General features: G+C 60.8%; 21 protein-coding genes and 1 pseudogene. 16 read left to right on the forward strand and 6 right to left on the reverse strand.

Translation table 11 applies throughout. From position 1 onward, the window contains the following. Positions 1-5: 5 nt before the first annotated feature. From EHF33_RS13990 to tnpA, 16 genes are all read left to right on the forward strand, one after another. Entirely contained in the window at positions 6-872 is an 867-nt protein-coding gene (locus EHF33_RS13990) for an integrase core domain-containing protein (RefSeq protein WP_241191355.1), read from the forward strand. Next, positions 841-4,782, forward strand: a complete 3,942-nt coding sequence (locus EHF33_RS13995; protein ID WP_164473518.1) for a helicase-related protein — start codon at positions 841-843, stop codon at positions 4,780-4,782. Before EHF33_RS13990 ends, EHF33_RS13995 begins: the two co-directional genes overlap by 32 nt. Before the next feature lie 76 nt (positions 4,783-4,858). Beyond that, entirely contained in the window at positions 4,859-5,242 is a 384-nt protein-coding gene (locus EHF33_RS14000; protein ID WP_124873297.1) for a hypothetical protein, read from the forward strand. Positions 5,243-5,253: 11 nt separating this feature from the next. Then, on the forward strand, positions 5,254-5,385 hold the full coding sequence (locus EHF33_RS21755; RefSeq protein ID WP_277425541.1) for a hypothetical protein: 132 nt from the start codon (positions 5,254-5,256) through the stop codon (positions 5,383-5,385). 48 nt (positions 5,386-5,433) lie between these two features. After that, positions 5,434-5,892, forward strand: coding sequence for a single-stranded DNA-binding protein (locus EHF33_RS14005; protein ID WP_124873299.1), 459 nt, complete (start codon positions 5,434-5,436; stop codon positions 5,890-5,892). Next, complete coding sequence (locus tag EHF33_RS14010) at positions 5,864-6,160, forward strand: hypothetical protein (protein ID WP_124873301.1); 297 nt, start codon at positions 5,864-5,866, stop codon at positions 6,158-6,160. Before EHF33_RS14005 ends, EHF33_RS14010 begins: the two co-directional genes overlap by 29 nt. A gap of 77 nt (positions 6,161-6,237) precedes the next feature. Next, positions 6,238-6,663 (forward strand): hypothetical protein, encoded by a 426-nt coding sequence (locus EHF33_RS14015; RefSeq protein WP_124873302.1) that lies wholly within the window; start codon positions 6,238-6,240, stop codon positions 6,661-6,663. A 556-nt stretch (positions 6,664-7,219) separates the two neighbouring features. Then, entirely contained in the window at positions 7,220-9,238 is a 2,019-nt protein-coding gene (gene topA, locus EHF33_RS14020; RefSeq protein WP_124873304.1) for a type I DNA topoisomerase, read from the forward strand. Next, complete coding sequence (locus tag EHF33_RS14025) at positions 9,235-11,265, forward strand: hypothetical protein (protein WP_124873306.1); 2,031 nt, start codon at positions 9,235-9,237, stop codon at positions 11,263-11,265. Before topA ends, EHF33_RS14025 begins: the two co-directional genes overlap by 4 nt. Positions 11,266-11,285: 20 nt before the next feature. Then, positions 11,286-11,621, forward strand: coding sequence for a hypothetical protein (locus tag EHF33_RS14030; RefSeq protein ID WP_124873308.1), 336 nt, complete (start codon positions 11,286-11,288; stop codon positions 11,619-11,621). After that, the gene (locus tag EHF33_RS14035) at positions 11,618-13,771 is read left to right on the forward strand and encodes a UvrD-helicase domain-containing protein (RefSeq protein ID WP_124873310.1); all 2,154 of its coding nucleotides are present in this window, start codon (positions 11,618-11,620) and stop codon (positions 13,769-13,771) included. Before EHF33_RS14030 ends, EHF33_RS14035 begins: the two co-directional genes overlap by 4 nt. Before the next feature lie 414 nt (positions 13,772-14,185). After that, entirely contained in the window at positions 14,186-14,920 is a 735-nt protein-coding gene (locus EHF33_RS14040) for a hypothetical protein (protein ID WP_124873312.1), read from the forward strand. A gap of 458 nt (positions 14,921-15,378) precedes the next feature. Next, a complete protein-coding gene (locus EHF33_RS14045; protein ID WP_124873314.1) occupies positions 15,379-15,816 on the forward strand; it encodes a hypothetical protein in 438 nt (145 codons plus the stop codon). A gap of 103 nt (positions 15,817-15,919) precedes the next feature. After that, complete coding sequence (locus EHF33_RS14050; protein WP_124873316.1) at positions 15,920-16,171, forward strand: hypothetical protein; 252 nt, start codon at positions 15,920-15,922, stop codon at positions 16,169-16,171. A 444-nt stretch (positions 16,172-16,615) separates the two neighbouring features. Then, a protein-coding gene (locus tag EHF33_RS14055) for an IS3 family transposase (RefSeq protein ID WP_124873238.1) occupies positions 16,616-17,733 on the forward strand; the annotation gives its coding sequence in 2 pieces (ribosomal slippage) (positions 16,616-16,868 and positions 16,868-17,733; 1,119 coding nt in all). 34 nt (positions 17,734-17,767) lie between these two features. Beyond that, positions 17,768-18,193 carry an IS200/IS605 family transposase gene (gene tnpA / locus EHF33_RS14060; RefSeq protein WP_124874034.1) on the forward strand — a complete coding sequence of 142 codons (426 nt, stop codon included), beginning with the start codon at positions 17,768-17,770 and terminating at the stop codon, positions 18,191-18,193. A gap of 50 nt (positions 18,194-18,243) precedes the next feature. Here the strand turns inward: tnpA and EHF33_RS14065 are convergent. The 6 genes and pseudogenes from EHF33_RS14065 to EHF33_RS14090 form a co-directional block, all read right to left on the reverse strand. Then, positions 18,244-18,948, reverse strand: a pseudogene (locus EHF33_RS14065) (TMEM175 family protein). Next, a complete protein-coding gene (locus EHF33_RS14070; protein ID WP_124873318.1) occupies positions 18,885-19,643 on the reverse strand; it encodes an ABC transporter permease in 759 nt (252 codons plus the stop codon). The pseudogene EHF33_RS14065 and the gene EHF33_RS14070 overlap by 64 nt, the downstream one beginning before the upstream one ends. After that, a complete protein-coding gene (locus tag EHF33_RS14075; RefSeq protein WP_124873319.1) occupies positions 19,640-20,425 on the reverse strand; it encodes an ABC transporter ATP-binding protein in 786 nt (261 codons plus the stop codon). The genes EHF33_RS14070 and EHF33_RS14075 overlap by 4 nt, the downstream gene beginning before the upstream one ends. Continuing rightward, the gene (locus EHF33_RS14080; protein WP_206431643.1) at positions 20,422-20,724 is read right to left on the reverse strand and encodes a DUF1048 domain-containing protein; all 303 of its coding nucleotides are present in this window, start codon (positions 20,722-20,724) and stop codon (positions 20,422-20,424) included. Before EHF33_RS14080 ends, EHF33_RS14075 begins: the two co-directional genes overlap by 4 nt. Then, positions 20,708-21,079, reverse strand: a complete 372-nt coding sequence (locus tag EHF33_RS14085) for a PadR family transcriptional regulator (protein WP_124873323.1) — start codon at positions 21,077-21,079, stop codon at positions 20,708-20,710. Before EHF33_RS14085 ends, EHF33_RS14080 begins: the two co-directional genes overlap by 17 nt. 372 nt (positions 21,080-21,451) lie before the next feature. Continuing rightward, a complete protein-coding gene (locus EHF33_RS14090; protein WP_124873325.1) occupies positions 21,452-21,730 on the reverse strand; it encodes an Ada metal-binding domain-containing protein in 279 nt (92 codons plus the stop codon). Between the last annotated feature and the right edge of the window lie 42 nt (positions 21,731-21,772).

Genomic DNA, 21,772 nt, shown 5'->3' on the forward strand with positions numbered 1-21,772 from the left:
TTCTCGTGATCTACGAAGAGCTGCTCAGAGACCAACCACAGCTAAGTCTGGCCCGCTTCGCGTGCGAAGCGGGTGTTCCTGCCTGGACGCTGCGGGATGCTCGCCAGCAGATTCTCCGTCAGCAGGAACGCGACATCGAGCAGCAGCGCGTCCTCGAACAGGTGCGTACAGTGGCACTCGCTCACCCGACCTACGGTTATCGGCGGGTTCATCAGGTGCTGCGCTCGGCGGCCAGCGAGCTTTCAACGTTCAGTCTGCTCGGTCAGCACACGGTGCGCTTGGCGCTGGGTGCCCTGAACCTCAATCCACCACTGCCCCGAAAAAGTCGAAAAAAAGCTGTTCCAGCCGCACACGAGACGCTGTGGCCAGCGGGCCGCCGGATCCAGATGGACGCCACACGCTTCACCCTCGCGGATGGCGTGTGTTGGGCGTATCTGGTGTTCGACGTCGACACCCGCACCGTCCTGCACATTCACGTGATTCGGAGTCTCTCCGCCCTGAGCGCGGTGACCGCACTCAGGGCGGGTATCGCAACGCTCCGTGCTCAAGGCATCCACGACGAGATCCTGATCATGACCGATGGCGGCTCGGACTTCACGTCCGGCGCTTTTCAGGATGCCTGTCAAGCCCTCGGTGGCTGGGTGCGGGCCAAGGTCTCTCAGCGGGGCGGGATGGGAATCTTAGAGCGCACCAACCGTACGCTGAAATACGAGTTCGTCTTCCGCGAGGAGTTCCGCAATATTCAGGAGTTACGGGATGGAGCCGACAGATTTTTGGGCTGGTACAACTGCATTCGACTGCACTCCGCCTTGGGCTATGCCTGTCCCTGGGCTAAGCTGCTTGAGACGGCAAAGGCTCGCAACGCCGCTTGAAGGATTTTCTGGAGCATTACCCTGCGACCAACAAGGGGACGAGGCCGCCAAACGAGCTGAGCAAGCCGCTCACGGTGCGCCCCTGCACGCCATCCGCGAAGGCACCCTCAGCGCGGACCGGCGGTACGTCTTCACCCTCGGGGAATGGGTCGTCACGGATGATTTCGCCGCCCCCAAAGTCGCCGCTGCCGTGCAAGTCGCCCAGGCACTCCAAGCGTACTTGGAAGCCAGAGCCTTAAGCCGCCCGGAAGCCAGCAAGCGCCGCACGCACACCCTGGTGCTCGATCAGCAGTACCGCGCCCTGCACGGCGGCTACGATCGCGCCCGCTTTTCGCGTCTCATTTCCCGCTACAGCCTGTTCGCCGTGCTCCTCGCCCACCTGGACGAACAGGGCGCGGTGCAGCTCAAGAAAGAAGCGCCCGCCCGGCTCCCGATCACGGCCCATGATCTGGCGGGGATTGCCGAGCAACTCAGTGACCTGCTGGCCCTCACCGAAGACACCCTGATGGACTACGCCGGGTGCAGCGAACACGAAGCTGCCGTGCATCTCGCCGCCCATTACGCCTTCAACGGCGAACTGTGGATAGAACCGGGTGCGTATTACGTCGGGCACGCCTTCGAGAAAGCGGAACAGGCCCACCGCCAGGCCGAGCAGGCAAGCGGGCACCGCCGTGTGGCCCTGCTGCACCAGGCGGACTTGTTCATCAGCAAAGTCAAGCGCGTGTCCCTGAGTGATCTGCGGCTCAGCCCCCGCGACGCCATCATTCCGGACGTGGTGCTGGAACACTGGGTCAACGATTACCTCGCCAGCCGCCAGGACGGCAAGCCCCTGTTCGCGGTACGGCGGGAGAACGGCGCGGTGCGCTTCCGGCTGCGCGGCGGGGCGGGGGAGAACGGCCTGCGGGCACGCAACCAGGTCAACGCCAACAAAGCCAGAGCGCTCGAAGCGTACCTCAACCACAAAACCGAAGTCACGCAGGTTCGCAACGCCAAGGAACTGAGCCGCGAGCAGTACAAAGCTGAGCGGGCCCTGGCGGTGAGCGAAGCGGCCAGCACCGAAGAGCAGTTCATGTCGCACTTTGGCGCGTGGCTGATGCAAAGCGAATTCGTGCAGATCATCGAGGAGGCCTACACCCATGCGCGAGGCGCGGTGCTGCGGCCCGAAGGCAGCACCCGGCCCCTGAACCTGCCGGACTGGAAAGGCAAAGCCCCCCACCCGTTTCAGGCGATGGACGTGCGGGCGATGGCCGCCGTGGACGGCATGATCAACAATTACGACGTCGGGCTCGGCAAAACATTAACGTGCTTGCTGCTCATTGCGTACTTGAAGGCGTGCAGGAAGATCAGCCGCCCGATCATCAGTGTGCCCGCCGGACTGGTCAGCAACTGGGCCACCAACGCCGCCGAAGCGCTGCCCGGCTGGCGGGTCGTGACCGTCGGAATGAGCGTCGCCAGAGACAAAGCTGGCAACATCCTGTACAAAACGAAACGGGACGGCTCACCAATGCTGGATGCCAGTGGCAAGCGCATTGAGCGGTGGGTGCAGGACAGCCCAGAAACCAAGCGTCAGAAGATCGCGTTGCTGAGCGCCGGGAACGTGGACCTGATCATCATGAGCCGCGAAAGTTACACCAGCATCCCGATGCTCAGAGAAACCCGTGACCGCCTGATCCGCACCGACCCGCAGTACCAGCGCAACCTGGAAACCCAGGACCGCATGGAAACGGGCCGCCCTGCCAGAGGCAAGCACGCCGAACTGGTCAAGCAACTCGGGGTGTACGGCGCGATGATTGCCCGCACCAAAATTGCTGCGCCGGGCGAGCTGAGTTTCGAGCTGCTCGGCTGCGATTTCGTGGCAGCCGATGAGGCGCACGGTCTAAAAAATCTTTTCGCGTCACCGACGACGTTTGGTGAGACGCCACGCTTTTTGGGTGGAGGAGGGGAGAGCCAGCGTGCCCTGGACGCACTGCACAAGGGACGCTTCATCCGCGAGCGCGGTGGGTACACCTACGGCTTCACGGCCTCCTGGGTAAAGAACAGTCCGATGGAAGCGTACAGCATGATGTCCCAGGTCACCGACGCCCTGTCCGGGTACGGGCTGCCGACACAAGAAGCGCTGATGGAGCAGTACCTGCGTATTGAGCCGCAGATCGTGACCGGCATGGACGGCAGTGTGGACGTCAAGCCGTGCGTGGTGGGCTTCCGGCGACTCAAGGAACTCAAGAGCATCATCTTCGCGCACGTCATCTCCCGCACTTACGGTGACCCACAGGTGGTCATGCGGGATGGTTCGCCGTTGCAAGTGCCCTCAGCGGTGGTGGAAGAAGTGATGATCGACATGAGCGACGAGCAGCAAGATCTCTACAAAGTGCTGCGCGAGCGTGCTCGGAACGCAGACGCCAGGGCAAAAGGGCCAAACCACCCCTTCAGTATCCTCTGGGAGATGCGGAAACTGACGGTGGACCCGATGCTCAAAAGCGTCGGAGGCCGCAACCCGAGGTTCGAGAAGATCGCCGCGCTGGCCCTGGAGAACCGTGCCCAGCGCGGCAAGGGCATCGTCTTCCTCAGCATCGGGGAGCGCGAAGGCAGCTTTGATCGCCTCAAAGCTGTTCTGGTGGCCGCCGGGTATCCCGCGCAGGAGATTGCCATCGTCAGCAGCCACACCCACAAATCCAGCGTCGAGCGCCAGGATCTGGAGGATGATTTCAACTTCGGTGACCTGACCTTGATTCTGGGGACGGACGTGCTGGGGCAGGGCTTCAACTTGCAGTACGGCACGACGCTGACCATCAACGCGGACATGCCCTGGAATTACGAAGAGATTCGCCAGCGGGTGGGTCGGGCTGCACGGCAGGGCAATACGGCCAGCAAGGTCCGCAACGTGTACCTGCTGATGCGCGGCAGCTTCGACAGCATCACGTACACGATCATGAGCGGCAAGAAGAGCTGGCTGGCGCAGCTCTGGCAGGACGTGGACGAACTCAGCAACACCGGCGCGGACTTCAACGGCGAGGAGATGGCGCTGCTGATGAGTGACGATCCGGAGCGCACTCGCAAAGAAATCCTGGAGCGCAAGCAGGAACTCGCTGAACTGACCGGCAGGGCGGGCCTGAAACGCAAACTGGACGTGCTCAGCCGCCTGTTCATGGCCCGGCAGCACGTCCACAGCATCCGGGAGCGTGCCTGCGCCCGTGAGAAAGGTTGGACGGCCAACGATCACGCGCTCTTGAGCAAAAGCAAGGAGGTGTACGAGCGCATGGTGCAGGAGGTCAAGATGCTCGGCGAGTGGGATTTCGCGCGGCTGATCCATTACCAGGGCACCATTCACTGGGTGGGGGTGCTGCCGCTGCACCGGGGCATGCGGCTGAAGCACGACGGCGAGTGGGGCAGCATTACCGACATCAAAGACCAGGTGGTGAGCCTCCTGTTTGACGATGGGTCGGGCGCGGCATTGTCGCTGTGGGATGTCACGAAAGGCAATGACTTCCAGGTGTCTCAGGACGCCACGCAGTTCGTCGAAGCGGCGGCGTTCAGCGTGCCGACCCTGAGCATGGGCGTGTCGGTTGCGGTGCATGTGCTGGATGCCCGTCGGGTCAATCCGCTGCCCAAAGACCCCCAAGCGGTCGTGACGGTCAGCGTCCAGAACGGCGACGTGCGGCTGCACCCGGAGCCGGACAAGTACCTGGTCCGGTCACTGCTGGTCACGGGCAGCGTGGTGATGCACTTCATGGTCAAGTCGGACGGCGAGCACCTGAGTGTCATTCAAGTGGCGGTGCTGAGTGACGACGCGGCCACGGTGGAGGCCAGCACCAAAGCCCAGCAGTCCGAAAAGTTCCGCGCACGGCTGCTGGACATCGCCGCCGTGGCCTTGGGCGCACAGGCCATCCGGGACCGGGCACACGCCGCCTGAACTGAGCTGACGGGTTGGGGGAGGGAGGGAGCGTTTCTTCCCTCACCCCGCCTATCGGCGGCGTGCAGCTTCCTGCATGACACAAGTCCATGAGCTGAAGTTTCCGAATCCACCGCCTATCCAGATTCCGTCTTACGTCGAAGCAGACGTGCATCTGGAGATTAACGTGCGGCCCGGCACGCTGCTGGGCGGCCCGTTCTGTACCAGCCAGCCCAAGCCCAAAGCAGGCTGGCAACGGGTGCGGCCTGAGCAACTGGGTGAACTGCACCTGACGTATCTGCGCCGCGCCTACCAAAAGAAGGGCGAAGCGTACCAGGAGTTGATGCGTTTGGCGCACATTCACCGTTTCAGTCGCAACCGCATCGGGCTGTTCGGACTGGACGACGCGGTGGCCGCCAATGTGGCCCGCGCGATCAACAACATCGCCCGGAACCTGACGCCGCCGGACGAACTGAATTGAAGGAGAACGAGATGGACGACGAACGAACCGAAGAAGACCTGCATGGACAGGACTGGGACATTCACAACGACCACCAAGAAGACAACGAGGAGCCGCAAGCAGAAGACGAACTCAACGAGTTGAACATTGACGACGACGATTGACCGCGTCTGACAACCCTTTCTTCCGCTCTCAACCAAAGGAGAACCATCATGATCCAGATTCACCTGACATCGCCCATCGGCACAGCGATCAGTGTCGCTGTCGAAAACGCTGCGAGCATCCTCCCGACCGTGCGGCAGTACGGCAAGCTCGGCTACACCAGTGGAGAGGTACCGAGCGGCGGGCATTCGCTTCCCCTGGCCAATGCGGATGACTTTGACTTTGCCCTGATTGGCGCTCACCCGTACATCAACAAAGAAGGTGAGGCGTGCATCATGCATAGAGGCCAGAGTTACAAGCGCCGGGAGTTGGAAGCCGTCGAGAACAAGAAGATGAGCCTGCCGAAAATCGTGAAGTATTCGCGTGGCGCTCGGCCCACCGACCTCCCGCACGTGAAGGAAGGCGAGGACGGCGGCATTCAGTACGTGACGCTGCTGACCTTTCGGGGCGGAGGGAAGAAGCTGACGGCTTACGCACTGAATGCCGTGCAGCAAAACGCCGCTGACTGACCCACACCAGACAAGAGAAGAGGCCACCTGCCTGCGCGGCGGTGGCCTGAAGGAACCCGTATGCCCAAGCAGGAACACCTCTACCGTCCACCACATCAACAGCACCACGCCCCTGAGCGAAGCGCAGCAAGAGCAGTTGCGCCACGGGGTTCAGCGCCATGCTGAGGATGGCCACTACGACCACGTCTTTATTGAGGAGATTGATCCTCGGCGTGAGGTGTTGTTCATGGCCCGCCCGGTCACGGTGCTGACAGGACAGGCCGAGTAAGCACAGCCACCCATTTCTTAATCAAGTCTTAACGCTCGATATGAAGTCCCACCTTCCCCCCGTCCATGCTGAGAGGGATGAACGGTTCCCGGCCCCTCCACTTCAAAAAGTCCACTTCTGTGTCAATCGCGTACAGCTCAACCTCGCTGACCTACACCCAGCACAACGAGGACGGCACCTTACGCCGCGTCGCCGCGCAAGCGGACGGTCACTTCGCGGCCCGGCGGCTGCTGATCCTCACGCACCTGGCCGTCAACAGCGCGGTCGTCATCCAGCACAAACGCGACGTCATCGCTTGGCAGTTCCTCCAGCAGCCCAACACCATCCTGATCCTCACGCCTCACAACGCTGGACGCCTGAGCCTTCAGCCCGACCACGCTGAACTTGACGACGGCCTGAATACGACGCTTGCCTTGTTCCATTGTCACCTGCGCCGCGTTCTCGGGGAAGCCATCCGGTTCTTGAATCACGAATCCACCACTGCTCAGGCGCGTCAATGCTGAAACGCTTATTCGCTCCACGTAAGGCCACCTGCCGTTCTACATTTTCTGACGTACAGCGGCTCGCACATCACGCTCCGCGACCTCACGCGCCACCTTGCTTGGATCGGGCCGCCTGCTGAGACGTTGCAGGTACCGCACCTTACGGATGGGCGGTGTGCTGGAAAGTACCTTCCTTGACGCTTCTGGGCAGCTGGAATACACCTTGCCGAGCGACATCGTTCAGCTCGTTGGCCCCGTCGTGGGCATCGTCAGTTCCCTGTTCTGAAGGGCAAGGCGTTGACCTTTAACGCCAGCGAAACTAACTAACATCCCCAGATCTTTCCCGCCGATTCATTTTGTTGCCTATAGAATAACGTCATCCCGATTCACTCAGAGGCGAACCTTCTGAGCTCCGCTCCCCGACAAGGTAGGTCAGCATGTTTCTTCCACTCCACGGGCCCCAATCCGGCTTCAGACCCCGCCGTTCCCGCTCACAGCCACGCGCCTGGTTAGGGGTACTGGCCCTCCCGCTGCTTGTTCTTCTGGCCCGTATGTACCGCTGTAAGCGAGGTCGAAGGTGAAACTGCTGATCGTCGAGTCTCCTGCCAAGGCCAGGAAGATCCAGAGCTACCTCGGCGCAGGCTGGCAAGTCCGCGCCTGCCTCGGTCACGTCCGTGACCTGCCCACCAAAGACGACACCCTGCCCGACAAGTACAAAGACGCCCCATTTGCCAAACTCGGCATTGACGTGGACAACAACTACGCCCCGATCTACGTGGCCCGCAAGGACAAAGCCCAGACCATCCGGGATTTGCGAGACGCGGCCAAATCTGCTGACGCGGTCTACCTCGCCGCTGACCCGGACCGGGAAGGCGAGAGCATCGCTTGGCACCTGAGCGTGCTCCTGGGACTGGGCAAGGACGCTCTGCGAGTCACGTATCAAGAAATCACCGAGCGGGCCATTCGGCAGGCCGTCGCCCACCCCAGAACCATCGATTTCAACCTGGTCGCCGCTCAGGAAACCCGGCGCGTTCTCGACCGCTTGGCTGGATACGGCGTCAGTCCGCTGCTGTGGAAAGCGGTGGGCGGCCCGCAGTCGGCAGGCCGGGTCCAGTCGGCAGCCCTGATGCTGCTCTCGCAGCGTGAACAGTCGCGGCTGAGTTTCGTTCCTTCGGCCTTCTGGCGGGTGGGGGTGACGGTGAAAAGTCAACCCGCCTTCAAAGCCCAGGTCACGGCGATCAGAGGCGTAGCGCTGGCCACGGCCGCCAGTTTTACGGCTTCAGGCCAACTCAAGCCGGGTCTGAATGTCACGCAACTCGATCAAGAAAAGGCCGCGCAGTTGGTGGAGTACCTCAACCGTCAACAAGCCGTCGTCAGTGCTGTCACGCTGAGTCCAGTCGTTCGCCGTCCACCGCCGCCGCTGACGACTTCAGGACTGCAACAGGCCGCCAACGCCAAACTCAAACTTGGCGCGGCCCAGGTCACCAAACTGGCCCAGACGCTCTATGAACAAGGGCTGATCACGTATATCCGCACGGACAGTCCCCATCTCTCGGATGAAGCGATTGGGCTGGCCCGAGAAGCAGTCGCCACGCGTTTTGGGCCGTCTGCTTTACCCAAAGAGGGCCGTCAGTACGCCACCAAAAATCAGAACGCGCAGGAAGCTCACGAAGCGATTCGCCCGGCGGGAAAATTCGCACTCCCAGAACAGACTGGGCTGAGTGGTGACGAACTCGCCCTGTACCGTCTGGTGTACGAACGCACGCTGGCCTCTCAGATGCGGGACGCGGTGGGGGAGAAGACCGCCGTGACGTTGACGGCAGGGGTGGTCACGCTGCACGCCTCCGGCGTGGTGCTGACGGAGAAAGGCTTCACGGCCTTGTATGACGATCAGGACAGCAGCGAAGAGGAACAGACTTTACCTAAATTGCAGGTGGGCGAGCGCTTTGCCCTCAAAGACGCCAAAGCGGAAGAGAAGAAAAGCAGTGCGCCGGGACGCTTCACCGAAGGCAAATTTGTGCAAGTCATGGAGAAAGCGGGGATTGGGCGACCCAGCACGTATGGCGCGACCTTGGAGACGTTGCAAAAACGCAACTACGTGGCGCTGCGAAACCGGCAACTGCACGTCACGCCGCTCGGCTTACTGGTGGCCAGTTACCTGATGAAGCAAGTGCCGCAACTGGTCAATGCGGAATTCACGGCCCAGATGGAAGGGGATCTGGACAAGATTGCTAGCGGACAACTCAGCCGCGTGGCGTATTTGGACACCATCTGGAAAGGCACCCTTCATCCGGCGATCCATGCGGCCAAACTCACCGCCCCGCGTTACGCCTTGCCGCAACTGAACGCGGTCTTGGAAGTACGCGGTGGCATTGCGGGGCTGGTGGTCAGTGGTCAAGGTGTAGCTTTGCCGGACAACGTGCTGCCCGAAGACCTGACGGCGCAGACGGTCGCGGCGCTGATGAGCGGCACTTTTACCTCGCCCAAGGCTAAATCGCCTACTCCCAAACGCACCAGTGGGGCAGTCAGCAGCAAAAAACGAACGACTACTGGGCCTACAGCAACCAAGAAAAGCTCAAAACGGGCAGTGAAATGAGCTTGGAGATCAGCGAACAAAACGACCAGGCCCAAGTGCCATTCGTGTGGCCTGCTGAGGTTCCAGTGTGGCAACGCACCATCAGCCGCCTGCTGTTGCGTCGATTGAATCTGATCAGCGCGAGCGAAACGCCGAGGAGCGAGGAGCGCTTGAGCGAAGCGGAGCAATCGGCGTGGCGAGTGTTTTTATTGGATAGTGAGCCGGGGTTAGAGTTGGAACTGGATGTGGGTCTGCTGCTGCTGGCGGCTCAGCTGCTCAATCAGCATTGCCCCGGTAGTTTGACGCAGATTCCGCCGCTGAACGTGTTGGCGGAGACGGTCTTCACACTTTTTGTGCAAGAAGTCATCAGTGGGAGTAGTAATGAGGACATCGGGGTACTGGCGACAGACGTTCAGACTTGTGGCCAGCCTCACCTGAGTAGTGCCGAGGTCGTTGAACAAGCGGCTTGTTTTGTCCCGGAGTGCCGCATGGCGCTGAGTACCTTTTTCCAGACCACACCGCACGGCGCACTGTTGAGCGTTTCGGTAGACGAGATTTTCTTAGTCGACCCGGCAGGCCGCGACGTCAAGGCGCTGAGCGCGGCACTGGAGCAAGGGCGCACTTTTTCTGATGTGAGCGACCAGACGCTCATAGCCATGCGGCGAGTGCTGTGCGCTCAGCCCACCTCGCCGGAGGAACAAGAAGCACTGAGCGACTTGCAGCAGTGCGTCCGGTTGCGACTGCATCCTCATTTCCTGCCGGGCAATGTGCCGCATGCACAGACGATTCTTGCCGCCGCCCGCGCCTGGCGCATCGGGCGTGATGGACTTGGGGCACGCCATCCCCTGCGCCAAGCCACCAAACACCTCCAAGACGACCTCTTGGCCTACGCTCGCCGCCAAAACGCCAAGACGCAGCGGCTTCCCCTCTTACCCCAGGGCGTCATTCCCAAACGCGACTGGGCCAAGCTGCGCCGACTCAACACCAAGTCCCTGCAATGGCTCACCGCCGTCTCCCACCAGAGCAGCGTCACCGTTCCTGAAAGCGTGCTGCTGCTCGACGAACACCTCCCCAGTCAGCGGCTGGTCATGCAACTCATCTTCACCCAAGCGGCGTTGAGTGGCCCCCCTTGGCAATGGCACCAGGACGTTGACACGCTGATGCATCGCCTCGACGAACAAGTGTTTACCAAGCGGCCAACCGAAGATCTGGTCACGTTCTTCAGCGCTTTACCCCTGATTCGCCATGCGCTTCTGGCTGCCACCGCACTCGTTCGGCTGCAAGAACAGCAAGGCGTCCAACCTGTAGATCGGCGTGAACTGCTTGCGGCCGCCGCCACTGGCATCGGGCCGCTCCGAAAAGCGGTGCGGATGGGCGTGCCCATCAGCCGAGCGAAACGGCTGATGGAAGAGCTGCTCAAGCAACTCTGGCGACAAGAAGGTTGCCCTGTCGTGGCGTGGCTGTTTTCTAACACTGGGCCAGAAGGCGACGAGCAAATCGCCTGGGAAGAGCGCCTCAGCTGGTTGACTGATCCGCAGCGGCACACCTTACCTGAAGTCCATTTTGAAGAGGTGATGGGGACAACTTGGGACACGGCGACCATCGAGCACACGAAAGCAGCCGAAGACGAAGAGGAAGCGCTTGATGACGATTTGGCGACGCTGATTCCCGTGCGTCTCACTGCGCAAAACGGAGCGGAGGCCAGCGTGCTGAACGCCCTTGCGGGCAAGACCTTGGTTCTGCTCTGCGGTATTCCTAAGCCGAACAGCAAACGACGGCTGATTGAAGGGCTCGGTCTCAAGGACGTGGACTGGATTTCCAGTGGTCAGTACGATCACGGCCTGCAAATGGACGCTCACTTGCGAAATCCCAACGTGGCTGCTGTGGTGTTTGCGCTGCGCTGGGCGGCCCACGCGCACGGCAGCATTCGCAACCGGGCTTGGGCATTAGGCATCCCTGCGGTCAGTTTGCCCGGCGGCTACAACCCCCGTCAGATCCTGCATCAACTCGCCATCCAGTGCTCACAGCGCTTTGAGCACAGCGCCTAATCCGCGCCCAAAGGAACAGCATGCCCGCGACTCAACCCTGCCCCGCCCCATCCGCCCTGAGTATCACGCTCGATCTGGACAACGAAGCACTAAGCTTCATCGACGCCGCCCTCAGCCTCCAAAGCAGACCGTCAGCGCCCACGCAGCAGCAGATCATCACGGCCCTGTGTCATCTGCGCGGCCACCTCATCCACGGCCACCTCAACGTCACCTGGGAGCACGACGCCCTCCCACACGACACCTTAGGCAACTGCATTAAGCTGCTCATCATGTATTTGCACGACAAAACCCATAGTGACAGCCACATTGACACGTTGCTGCACGAAGGCCTGCGTTCGACGGCGGGCCTGGCATGACCAGGCTTGCCCCACCGCCCACCATCCACCCCGACTTTGAAGCGGAAGCGAGCCACCTGTCAGGCACCGTCAGCGCCATGCTCCGGCAGATCGATGCTTGGGAAGACCGCGACCGAACCAATGGCGCGGATCTCGAAACGAGCATGGTCATGCAGGACACCGCCGAAGAGCACGCTGCTATGCTCAGCCCTCATGTTTCCCAGCCCTTTTTTGGGGCGTTGACCGTGCGGATCGCTGGGAAGACGCAAGCGCTGTACGTCGGCAATCATGCCTTCAAAGATCTGAAGGGGCCGCATTCGGTCCTGTCCTGGGAATCCGAAGTGGGCGGGCTGTTCTACGCACAAACACTGAACTGGCAGACGCCACGTGGCTTGACTGGCACGATCCTCCGGCGGCGGCAATTGGACGTGCGGGACAAGGCCTTGCATGGCGTGACCGACCTTTATGACGCGGCGACCGGCGAGACGGGGGGACGCGAAGCGGTGCTGCTCAAACGGCTGTCCGAGGCGGCCACCGCAGGCATGCGCAATGTCGTCGAGACGTTACAGCCGGAGCAAAACGAGATTCTTCGCGCGAGTGCAGGGGAGCATCTGTGCATCCAGGGACCGGCGGGGAGCGGAAAGACGACCATGCTGTACCACCGGCTGGCATGGCTGCTGCACCCGGAACGCCGCGAGCACCGCGCCCGTCCGGAGGCCTGCATGGTGCTGATGCCGAATCAGGTGCTGGCACGTTACTCGGCGCGGATTCTGCCGAGTTTGCATCTGGAAGGCGTTACCGTCACGACGCCCGAAGCGTGGGCAACGTCCTTTCTGGGGCTGGAGAAGCTGGAGGTCGTAGACCGCACCCTGACGCTGCTCCTGACGGATACCAGCAAAGCCCGCAGGAAAGCGGCGTGGCGCAGGGCCAGAGCGCTCGGCGATCTGAGCATGCTGCGGGTCGTCCGGCAGTACCTCCACCAGCGGGTCAGAGCGAACACCACCCAACTGAAGTACCGTGCTGAGGTGAGCTTGCCGGGACGGGGCACAGCGACCTTAACGCTGGATACACCTGCCTTGCAAGCGCTGGTCGAGGGGGTGCTGGCCCGCGATCCGCTGGAAGGACTGCGGAGCGCGATCCGCCATCAGATCGAGGAAGCACTCTTCGCGCAAGTCCGGTTGGACGAAGACGAGCGGGCGACCGTGCGGCGGCAACTGCGTGCGGACATCACACAACTCACCGGCAAGATCGTGACGGGCCTTTTACCGGTGTTGAGTGCCCGGCAGTTGCTGAGTGACGAGGCGGTACTGCGGCAGGCAGCAGCGGGGATACTGCCGGAACGGACGATCCAAGTGCTGTTGAGTGACCCGCTGGCAGCGGTGTCCAAGCCAAGGCGGTCTTACGCGGATGTCACGGAACTGCCGGTCATGCTGGCGATGGCGGCGCTGCTGGACGGCCTGGGCAGGCGGGTGGGCCGTGAACTGGAACCTTATGATCATCTGGCGCTGGATGAGGCGCAGGACTATTCGCCGCTGCTGTATGCCCTGCTGACCCGCGCGGCCCGCCCAGGTCACATCACCGCGCTGGGTGACAAGAATCAAGGCATTCACGGGTACAAGGGCGTGGCGGATTTCGGGGAGATGCAGGCGGCATTGGGGTCAGCGAGGCTGATGACGCTGTCTAGAACGTACCGCTCGACCCGGCAGATCACAGCATTGTCGTCAAAGGTCGCGCAGACGTACAACCGCACTGGAGCGGTGGTGGGCGTAGACCGGGATGGGGAAGCGGTGCTTCGCCTGACCGGAGACACGGTGGCCGCGCTGTGCGCTCAGGCGGTGAAAGCCATGCAGCAGGCAGGGCACGTCAATATCGCGGTGGTGACGCGGCGGGTGAGCGAGGCTGAGCAGCTGGCTGCGGACTTGCAGTATCACGATGTGGACGCGCAGGCGATTGTCAATGAGCAGGCGCGGTATCAGGGTCAGGTGGTGGTGATGCCGGTGAATCTGGCCAAAGGGCTGGAGTTCGACGGCTGCATTGTCGCTGGGGCAGATGCGGGTCATTATGACCCGGAGGTGGAATATGAAGCGAGACTTTTGTATGTGAGTACATCGCGTGGGATGCATGCACTGGCGCTCGTTGCTGAGCAAAAACTGCACCCGTTGTTGAGTTGAAATTGAGGAGGCAAGGGAGTGGCCGAAATGCTGGCAGTACAGCCGTGAGCTGGGGCTACGTGACCTCTCTCAATCCTTGCTCTCAAGCACACGGGCATCTTGTACAAGAAGCAACCCGCCCAGTCCACCAGTCAGATGTGCAGTATCACCCACCTGTATGGGATCCGGGGAATGTGCCAGCGGGACTTTCTTAACGCGATCAGGAGTGGGTCGACGCAGATAGAAACGCCATGACGCCAGTCTGAGCAGCCTTTGAAGCAGCACATTCGCCGAGTACATCAGTGGTCACCCTTGGACCCCACCGGGTATCTTGCGCTTCGACCCACCCGGTGGGGTAGGCCGTGTGGCGGATGACGCGGCTTCACGCTGAGCGTTATGGTGCGCTTCCGCTTCCGTTCAAAAGCCGGAGACTGCATGACCAAACGTGACCGCCCTGCCCGCACGTCCGCTGCCCGCCCTGCGCCAGATCGCCGTGACTCAGTCCGCAACGGCAGCGTTCAGCGCATGAGCCTGACGCACGCCCTCAAGGAACTCAAACTGCTGGAGCACAAGATCGGCACGCGGCTCGGCGAGGTGCAGGCGGTCCGGGTGCGCCCGCCCACTCAGAGTCAGCCGGGTGGGCTCAGCGAGGCCGCCTTCGCTGAGCGCGCCCGCTCATCGTTCACCTCGCTGCGGGCACTCAGTGTGCGCCGCAGCCAGATCAAGGCCGCTCTGGTGCAGGCCAACGCCACCACCTCAGTGGAAATCGCGGGCGAAACGATGACCCTGGCCGCCGCCGTGGAGCGCAAGCGGGCCGAAACTCTGGGCAAGAGCAGCGATCAGCAGCTCCTGAATCTACTCGGCGAGCAGTACGGTCAGGCCGTACGGGAGCAGACCAGTCTGCGCTTCAAACTCGAGGGTCAGTTGCAGGTGCAGCTTCAGAGTCTGCTCGGCAATGACGCAGGTCGGAGTGAAAACGCCGGACTGGACGCTGACAGTCTCACCACACTGTTCTGGAGCCGTCACGAACCCGTCATCGACGATCCGCTGGATCTGGCGACCCAGTTGCTTGAGCTGCGCGATCAGGCTGCTGAGTTCGCCTCGAGCGTGGACCGGATCATTGACGAGCGCAATGCCACGACCTTCATCGAGGTGCCAGCCAGCGTGTAATCTGAACGGCGTTGCCGTCCGCGCGAAGACGCTGCGAAACAGCTCCCCCGGACTCCGGGTGTTGAACCCTCCTGAAACGTTTACCGCGCTGCGGCGCGGACCACGGAAGGACTCAGTGCTCAGGCTTGAGGACTGAGGGATGAAGGATCAGGTCTGAGTTTCAGCAGGCCGCAGGGTGAAGGCGTGAGGACTCGGCCGAATCCTGGACTTTTGAGGTTTTCCCTCCGGGGACGAGGCTTGGAGCGCCTCGGCAGCGTCACCGCCAGGCTGCGAGGCCGGCAACACCAGACAAGAGCGGGCACCGGGGTTGAAAGGTGCCCGCTCAATTTGATGCGGATAAGCGCAGCACAAAAGGTACGTCTTGTCCCTGTGACCTCTGCTGAGTCATCAGTGCCACACACCAATCATGACGTTTCGGCCCATTACCCTTTCTCCGCCAACAGCTTCAGGAGACGCCCATGGATGACTTGCTGCCTTACAGCCCCGAAACGCATGTCCTCTGGAACAGCTACGCCACCGCCGCGATGTCCTTTCTGATCGAAGAGGGTCTGGAGCCCTGGTTGGATGAGGAAGCCGACGTGTTGTTCAGGCATGAGGATGAACTGTACGTGCTGGCCACCCACACAGCGGATGCCCAAGCGTTTCAGTTGGTGCATCTGCCGCTCTTCTTCATCCCAGGCAACCTGTCCCGGTTGCTGGTGCATGAAGCGGTTGCTTACGCCCAGCAGCAGGTCCGGGTGGGCCGTCTGATCGTTCTCGAAACGCACGTCAATATCGAGGTGACGCACCTGCTGCCCAACCAGGACGCCTGGCGCAGCGTGCTCTGGAAAAGCCTGGACGCGCTCGTGGCGCTGCGCCGGGCATTCCAAAGCCGGTTGGAAATGGCAGCAAACTGAGAGGACGCATTCTCTTCCGCCGCGCTCGGAGGTGCACAGCTGTTAGAACACGGGAGAGGGTGAAAGCCAGGAGAGACCCGCTCTCCTCTGCTCCCCTGCCTGCATGTTGGGGATTTCGCAGGACTGGGGAGGTGGCATCGAGGAAGCCAATCAGCGGCTGGCTGAGGTGTTGCCGCTCGACCGGGCCCCACGTCCCAAGGACGAGGTCAATGCCCGACTCACCGGAGGGGTTGCTGCCCGCGCCGCGAAGGCCGTGAGGCCCGGTATGGACGCTGCATCTGTTGAGTCTGCTGACGCTGCGCCGGTTGATGGCCGATGGGCTGAGCGGCAAGGCGCTCATATTAGCGCTGACTGAGCGCTCAGAAGAGGATCCGGGGCGGCTGGCCCAGAGCGGCGACGTCAGACTGGAGGGCATTCTCATTAGCCACGCACCGCCTGGCAACCCGGCCTTGGCTTATCTATCTAATCTCTGGGAGCAAGTATCGTCGCCCCGTCTCATGGTACCTCCACCGATCTTGCGCGCTTCTCCAGAATTCCCGAGGGATGAGGGAGCAGGAAACCATTCACGTCGGTGCAGCGCTCCCCAGTCGGTGATGCGGGCGCAAGTGACACGCGGCCTGGTGGTGGAACTCTCGGAAGTATTCCGCTGGCCAAAAAGTTCAGGTAGCCTGAGCTGATGGCGTCTTCCTTTATCACCCAGTCCACCAACCTGCTCCGTTCCTGACGTGCTCCCGGAAAACCGAGCCATATGAGAATGGAGTATCTGGCACACTGAGGGACGACGTCCCCGGAGGTCAGCATGAAGGGAAAAAAGTTCACCGATGAACAGATCAGCTTCGCGCTCAAACAAGTAGAAACCGGTGTTACTATCGGTGAAGTCTGTCGGAAAATGGGCGTCGCTGAATCGACGTTCTTCAACTGGAAAAAGAAGTATAGCGGTCTGGGTCTGAGTGAGTTACGCCGTCTGAAGCAGCTCGAAGAGGAGAACCGCAAGCTCAAAGCGTTGGTCGCCGACCTGAGTCTGGACAAAGCCATGCTCCAAGATGTGATTGCAAAAAAGCTCTAAAGCCCGTCCAGCAGCGCGTTTTAGTCACTCATCTGCGGCGGGCGTATCGGATCAGCGAGCGGCGAGCGTGTCGGGTGCTCAAGGTGTGGCGTTCCGTCCAGCGGTATCAACCGCTGGTGGACACTCAGGAGCCAGTCATCCTGAAGCGGATGACCGAGATCTCCCAGACGCGGGTACGATATGGCTACCGGCGTATTCATGTCTTGATGGCCCGTGAAGGCTGGAAGATCAATCACAAACGAATTTACCGGCTCTACAAACAAGCTGGGCTCAATCTGCGGATGAAGCGACCTCGACGCCGGGTATGTGCCGCGCATCGCGCGACGCGAGAAGAACCTATCCAGGCCAACCAGGTCTGGGCGATGGATTTCGTCTCAGACGCACTATTTAATGGTAAACGCTTTCGATCCCTGACCTTGATCGACATTTTCACACGGGAGTGCCTGGCAATCCACGTCGATCAAAGTATCAAAGCCGAGCGGGTGGTCGAAGTGGTGACCGAGGCCGCCAGGGGCCGTGGGGCCCCTGGCAAGATCCGAGTCGACAATGGGAGTGAGTTCATCAGCAAAGCGCTAGACCTGTGGGCGTATCAGCGCCAAGTCACCCTTGATTTTTCCCGTCCAGGACGCCCTCAAGACAACGGATACATCGAATCATTTAATGGCAGTTTCCGGGACGAGTGCCTGAATACCCACTGGTTTCTGTCGTTGGATGACGCCGCTGAGAAGATTGAGAAGTGGAGGATCGACTATAATGACATCAGGCCGCACTCGGCACTGGGAAATCTCGCTCCAGGAGCATTCGCAGCGCAGTTTGCCTCAACTCGCCGCCCGCCGGAGACTCCATCCTGACCCGGATCGGTTTTTGGGAGCACCTCAGGCGCATATCGTGCTCTTGGCCAGAACGGACCCCCAGCAGGGGCCTGGCCGCTGGGCGACGAAATATCGCTACCACGTCTTGGTTGGTGAAGTGAAGCCGAGATGCCGTGAACTCCTGATCCAAATTTGTGATGCTGAGGACATGCGTATTCTGAAAGGCGTGGTGAGCCAGGATCATGTCCATATGCACGTCGAGTATCCACCATCCATCTCAGTCAGCGATTTGGTGAAGCGGATGAAAGGCCGGACCTCGCGGATACTGCAACGGGAGTATCCGCATTTGGAAAAGCGGTACTGGGGGCAGCATTTTTGGGGCGTTGGGTACGGCGCTTGGAGCACTGGAAATATCACCGAAGAAATGGTGCAGGACTATCTTGAGCATCATCGCACCAGTTCCAACCAAGACCAGGATACGTTTCTGCTCGCAGATTGACGGCGACTTTCAGTCGCAACCAAACCCCTGCGCTTTTAGTGCAGGGTCGTTTAGTTGGCCAGCAGCTTCTCGGTGTGGTGGTCTGGGACAAACCACAGTGCGGCCACCACCACGTACAGCAGAGCCGCTGCACCGGCGTTCCAGAATGCCAGCGGAATGGCACAGAGGTATAACACCAGCGAGACCCGACCTTTGATGTTGCCGGCGCTGGTGACGGCGCTGGCCAGCTTGGAGTCTGGGCTGTGCAGCGAAATCAGTCTAAAAACCAGCAAGGTGTAGGCCAATGCGCTCATCACCATCACTACACCATAAATCGCCACTGGCAGGAAAGTGAAGTTGTTTTCACCCATCCAGCCGCTCACAAAGGGAATCAGAGACATCCAGAACAGCAGGTGCAGATTGGCCCACAGCACCTTTCCGTCGACCCGCTCAGCGGTCTTGAGAAAGTGGTGATGGTTGTTCCAGTAGATGCCCACGAACACGAAACTGAGTACGTAACTCAAGAAAACGGACAACAACGGCCTCAATTATTCCCAGCTTGAGCCGTGCGGGACTTTAAGTTCGAGCACCATGATGGTGATAATGATGGCGATGACCCCATCCGAAAAGGCTTCCAGCTTGTTTTTATCCGTAGGGCGCCTCCTCCCATGAGGCTTCAGGTCCACTTTTTCGTGGCAATCCCAAGGTCTGGTTACGGGACCCGTTTGTAGGCTCTCATGGCAAAGACGTACGCGAGGACGGTTATTCCTGTGCACCAGGCGAGCGCAGTCCAGATGCTACTCCCCACCGGCTGGCCGCCCAGGAGGGCACGGAGCGTATTGACGATGGCGGTGACCGGCTGGTGTTCCGCGAAGGCGCGGACCAGGGTGGGCATAGTGTCGGTTGGGACGAACGCCGAGCTGATGAGCGGCAGGAAAATCAGCGGGTAGGAGAATGCAGAGGCACCTTCGATGGACTTCGCCGTCAGTCCGGCAATCACCGCCAGCCAGGTCAGGGCCAGGGTGAACAGCGCGAGGATGCCTGCCGCCGCGAGCCAGGCGCCCAGGTCTGCGCTGGACCGGAAGCCCATGACCAGGGCCACCAGAACGATGACGACCAGTGAGACCGCGTTGGACACCAGCGAAGTCAGCACATGCCCCCACAGCACCGCTGAGCGTGAAACCGGCATCGAGTGGAGCCGGGCGACGATTCCCTTCTGCATGTCGAGGAAGATCCGGTAGGCGGTGTAAGCGACGCCGCTGGCGACCGCGATCAGCAGGATACCGGGCAGCATGTAGTTCACGTAGTTGCCAGTGCCGGTGCTGGTCTTGATCGCGCCACCGTACACATAGACGAACAGCAGCATGATCATGATCGGCATGATGGCAACCGTGATGATAGTGTCCGGGCTGCGCTGGATGTGGCGCATGGAGCGTCCGACCAGGATGCCCGTGTCTCGTAATGTAGTCACCTTGCGACCTCCAGTTTTTTGTTACTAACGTCTTTGTTGCCGACGATGGCCAGAAAAATCTCCTCCAGCGTCGGTTGTTTTTCGATGTACTCGACTTTTGCAGGCGGGAAAAGCCGTTTGAGTTCGCTGAAAGTGCCGCCCGCGATAATTCTCCCTTCGTGCAGGATCGCAATTCGGTCCGCGAGCTGTTCGGCCTCGTCGAGGTATTGCGTGGTCAACAGAATCGTCGTGCCGCCTTGGGCGAGCGTCTTGATGGTGGTCCAGACTTCGAGCCGTCCTTCCGGGTCAAGGCCGGTGGTCGGCTCGTCGAGGAAGATGACAGCAGGTGTGCCGATCAGGCTCATGGCGATATCGAGCCTGCGGGTCATGCCGCCGGAATAGGTGTCTGCCCGCTTCTCCGCCGCACCCTTCAACCCGAACTGCCCAAGTAGTCGGTCGGCCACCTGGGCCGGGTCGGGCACGGCCCGCAGTCTGGCGATGAACACCAGATTCTCCCGCCCCGTCAGAATGCCGTCTACAGCGGCAAACTGCCCGGTCAGGCTGATCACCTCGCGCACGCGCTCCGGCTGGCGCTGCGTGTCGAAGCCGCAGACGCTGGCCGTGCCGCTGTCGGGGTTGAGCAGCGTTGAGAGGATGTTGACTACCGTGGTCTTGCCCGCGCCGTTCGAGCCGAGCAGGGCAAAGATCTCGCCGCGCCGCACTTCGAGATCGACACCGTTCAGGACGCGTGTTTCTTTGAAAGCCTTCTTCAGGCCGTTCGTCTGTATAGCAATGTTGGTCATTTCTTCTTCTCCTCGCTTTGAAGCTTGTTCATCACATCGCGGTTCAGCGCCTCACGCCAGTTCTCGGTGTAGGTATTGGCGTTTCGCAGGAGTTCGTCGCAGAACGCGGCCACATCCTCGCCGGTGACTTCCAGTGCGCGTTTGCCGTCTGCCGCGCCGGTTTCAAACAGTCCAAGCAGGTCTTTCAGAATCGCCACGATATCCAGACCGTCGCCGCCCGTGAGCCTCCACATGTATTTCTGCATCTCGCCGTACACGATCCGGTAGTCGCCGGGCAACACCTCAGCGCGCGCCTCCATGCCCTTCCATTCCTTCTTGTCTCCGAGAATTCTCTTCAGGAAGTTTTCCATCATGGTTCTCCTTGAGTTCGTTGATCTTGAGGGAGAGAAACGCCCATTTCGCCCAGAACGCCGCGAGTTCGGCCTGTCCCGCCTCGTTCAGCGAGTAGAACCGTCTGGGCGGACCGATGGTGGATGGCCTTTTCTCAATGGTGACGAGCTTGTTCTTTTCGAGCCGCAGCAAAATGGTGTAGACGGTGCCTTCCACCACATCTGCGAAGCCGAGTGTTCGCAGAGAAGAGGCGATTTCGTAGCCGTAGGTTTCACCACGGCTGATAATCTCAAGCACACAGCCCTCGAGGACGCCTTTCAACATCTCCGTCAGGTTGTCCAGGGTAATCCCTCCCTTCCTGACCGGTTTGCCAGGTATAATGTATTACGTAGTACCACTAGCTTGTATCACAGAGTAGAGGACGCGTCAATGCTGTCCGCACACTGCGAGCGAACCGTAGGATGCCGAGCTCGAAAGTCTGGTCAATGAAGGCTGTCCCAGATGGCCTTTGTGGGCTTGACTGAGATTTTCTAGCGATGGAGGACTCTGTCAGTGAATGGAAAGCCTGTCACGCTGCGGGGTGGCCAGCAGCTCCTCAGCGTCGGGAAATGCTGGGTTCGGAGACCTCAGGCTAAGGTCGCAAACAAAATCGATTGTGGCACCACCGCGCTGTCGTTCAACAATTCGCGTCGCTCGTCAAAGTAGATGTTGTACCTGGGCGACGGCCTGCTTCCGGGCGTCCACCTCATCCGGAAGACACCGTCGGCAGGGCCGAAATCCTGCCGCGCGGGCCGAAACACCCGTCTCGAAGAACTCGACGTTGCTGCGCTTTGGACGCCGGGAAGTACACGACGGACGGCAGTAAATGCCGGTGGTCTGGACGGCGTACACGAACTGGCCGTCGTGGGTGGCCTCACGGCCCAGGACGAGCTGCCACCGCTGATCGTAAGGAGATGGGGATGCAGGATCTGACACAGGGTTGGCCTCCTGGTCGCAGGGTAGACCCAGACGCTCTGG

The sequence above is a fragment of the Deinococcus psychrotolerans genome (assembly GCF_003860465.1).
Classification (GTDB): domain Bacteria; phylum Deinococcota; class Deinococci; order Deinococcales; family Deinococcaceae; genus Deinococcus; species Deinococcus psychrotolerans.

What these genes read in the sequence shown, in the direction of transcription:
- EHF33_RS14000 (WP_124873297.1), top strand. Translation starts at nt 4,859, where the DNA reads ATGACACAAGTCCATGAGCTGAAGTTTCCGAATCCACCGCCTATCCAG.
- EHF33_RS21755 (WP_277425541.1), top strand. Translation starts at nt 5,254, where the DNA reads ATGGACGACGAACGAACCGAAGAAGACCTGCATGGACAGGACTGGGAC.
- EHF33_RS14005 (WP_124873299.1), top strand. Translation starts at nt 5,434, where the DNA reads ATGATCCAGATTCACCTGACATCGCCCATCGGCACAGCGATCAGTGTC.
- EHF33_RS14010 (WP_124873301.1), top strand. Translation starts at nt 5,864, where the DNA reads ATGCCGTGCAGCAAAACGCCGCTGACTGACCCACACCAGACAAGAGAA.
- EHF33_RS14015 (WP_124873302.1), top strand. Translation starts at nt 6,238, where the DNA reads ATGAACGGTTCCCGGCCCCTCCACTTCAAAAAGTCCACTTCTGTGTCA.
- EHF33_RS14025 (WP_124873306.1), top strand. Translation starts at nt 9,235, where the DNA reads ATGAGCTTGGAGATCAGCGAACAAAACGACCAGGCCCAAGTGCCATTC.
- EHF33_RS14030 (WP_124873308.1), top strand. Translation starts at nt 11,286, where the DNA reads ATGCCCGCGACTCAACCCTGCCCCGCCCCATCCGCCCTGAGTATCACG.
- EHF33_RS14035 (WP_124873310.1), top strand. Translation starts at nt 11,618, where the DNA reads ATGACCAGGCTTGCCCCACCGCCCACCATCCACCCCGACTTTGAAGCG.
- EHF33_RS14040 (WP_124873312.1), top strand. Translation starts at nt 14,186, where the DNA reads ATGACCAAACGTGACCGCCCTGCCCGCACGTCCGCTGCCCGCCCTGCG.
- EHF33_RS14045 (WP_124873314.1), top strand. Translation starts at nt 15,379, where the DNA reads ATGGATGACTTGCTGCCTTACAGCCCCGAAACGCATGTCCTCTGGAAC.
- EHF33_RS14050 (WP_124873316.1), top strand. Translation starts at nt 15,920, where the DNA reads ATGTTGGGGATTTCGCAGGACTGGGGAGGTGGCATCGAGGAAGCCAAT.
- EHF33_RS14075 (WP_124873319.1), bottom strand. Translation starts at nt 20,425, where the DNA reads ATGACCAACATTGCTATACAGACGAACGGCCTGAAGAAGGCTTTCAAA.
- EHF33_RS14080 (WP_206431643.1), bottom strand. Translation starts at nt 20,724, where the DNA reads ATGGAGGCGCGCGCTGAGGTGTTGCCCGGCGACTACCGGATCGTGTAC.
- EHF33_RS14085 (WP_124873323.1), bottom strand. Translation starts at nt 21,079, where the DNA reads ATGTTGAAAGGCGTCCTCGAGGGCTGTGTGCTTGAGATTATCAGCCGT.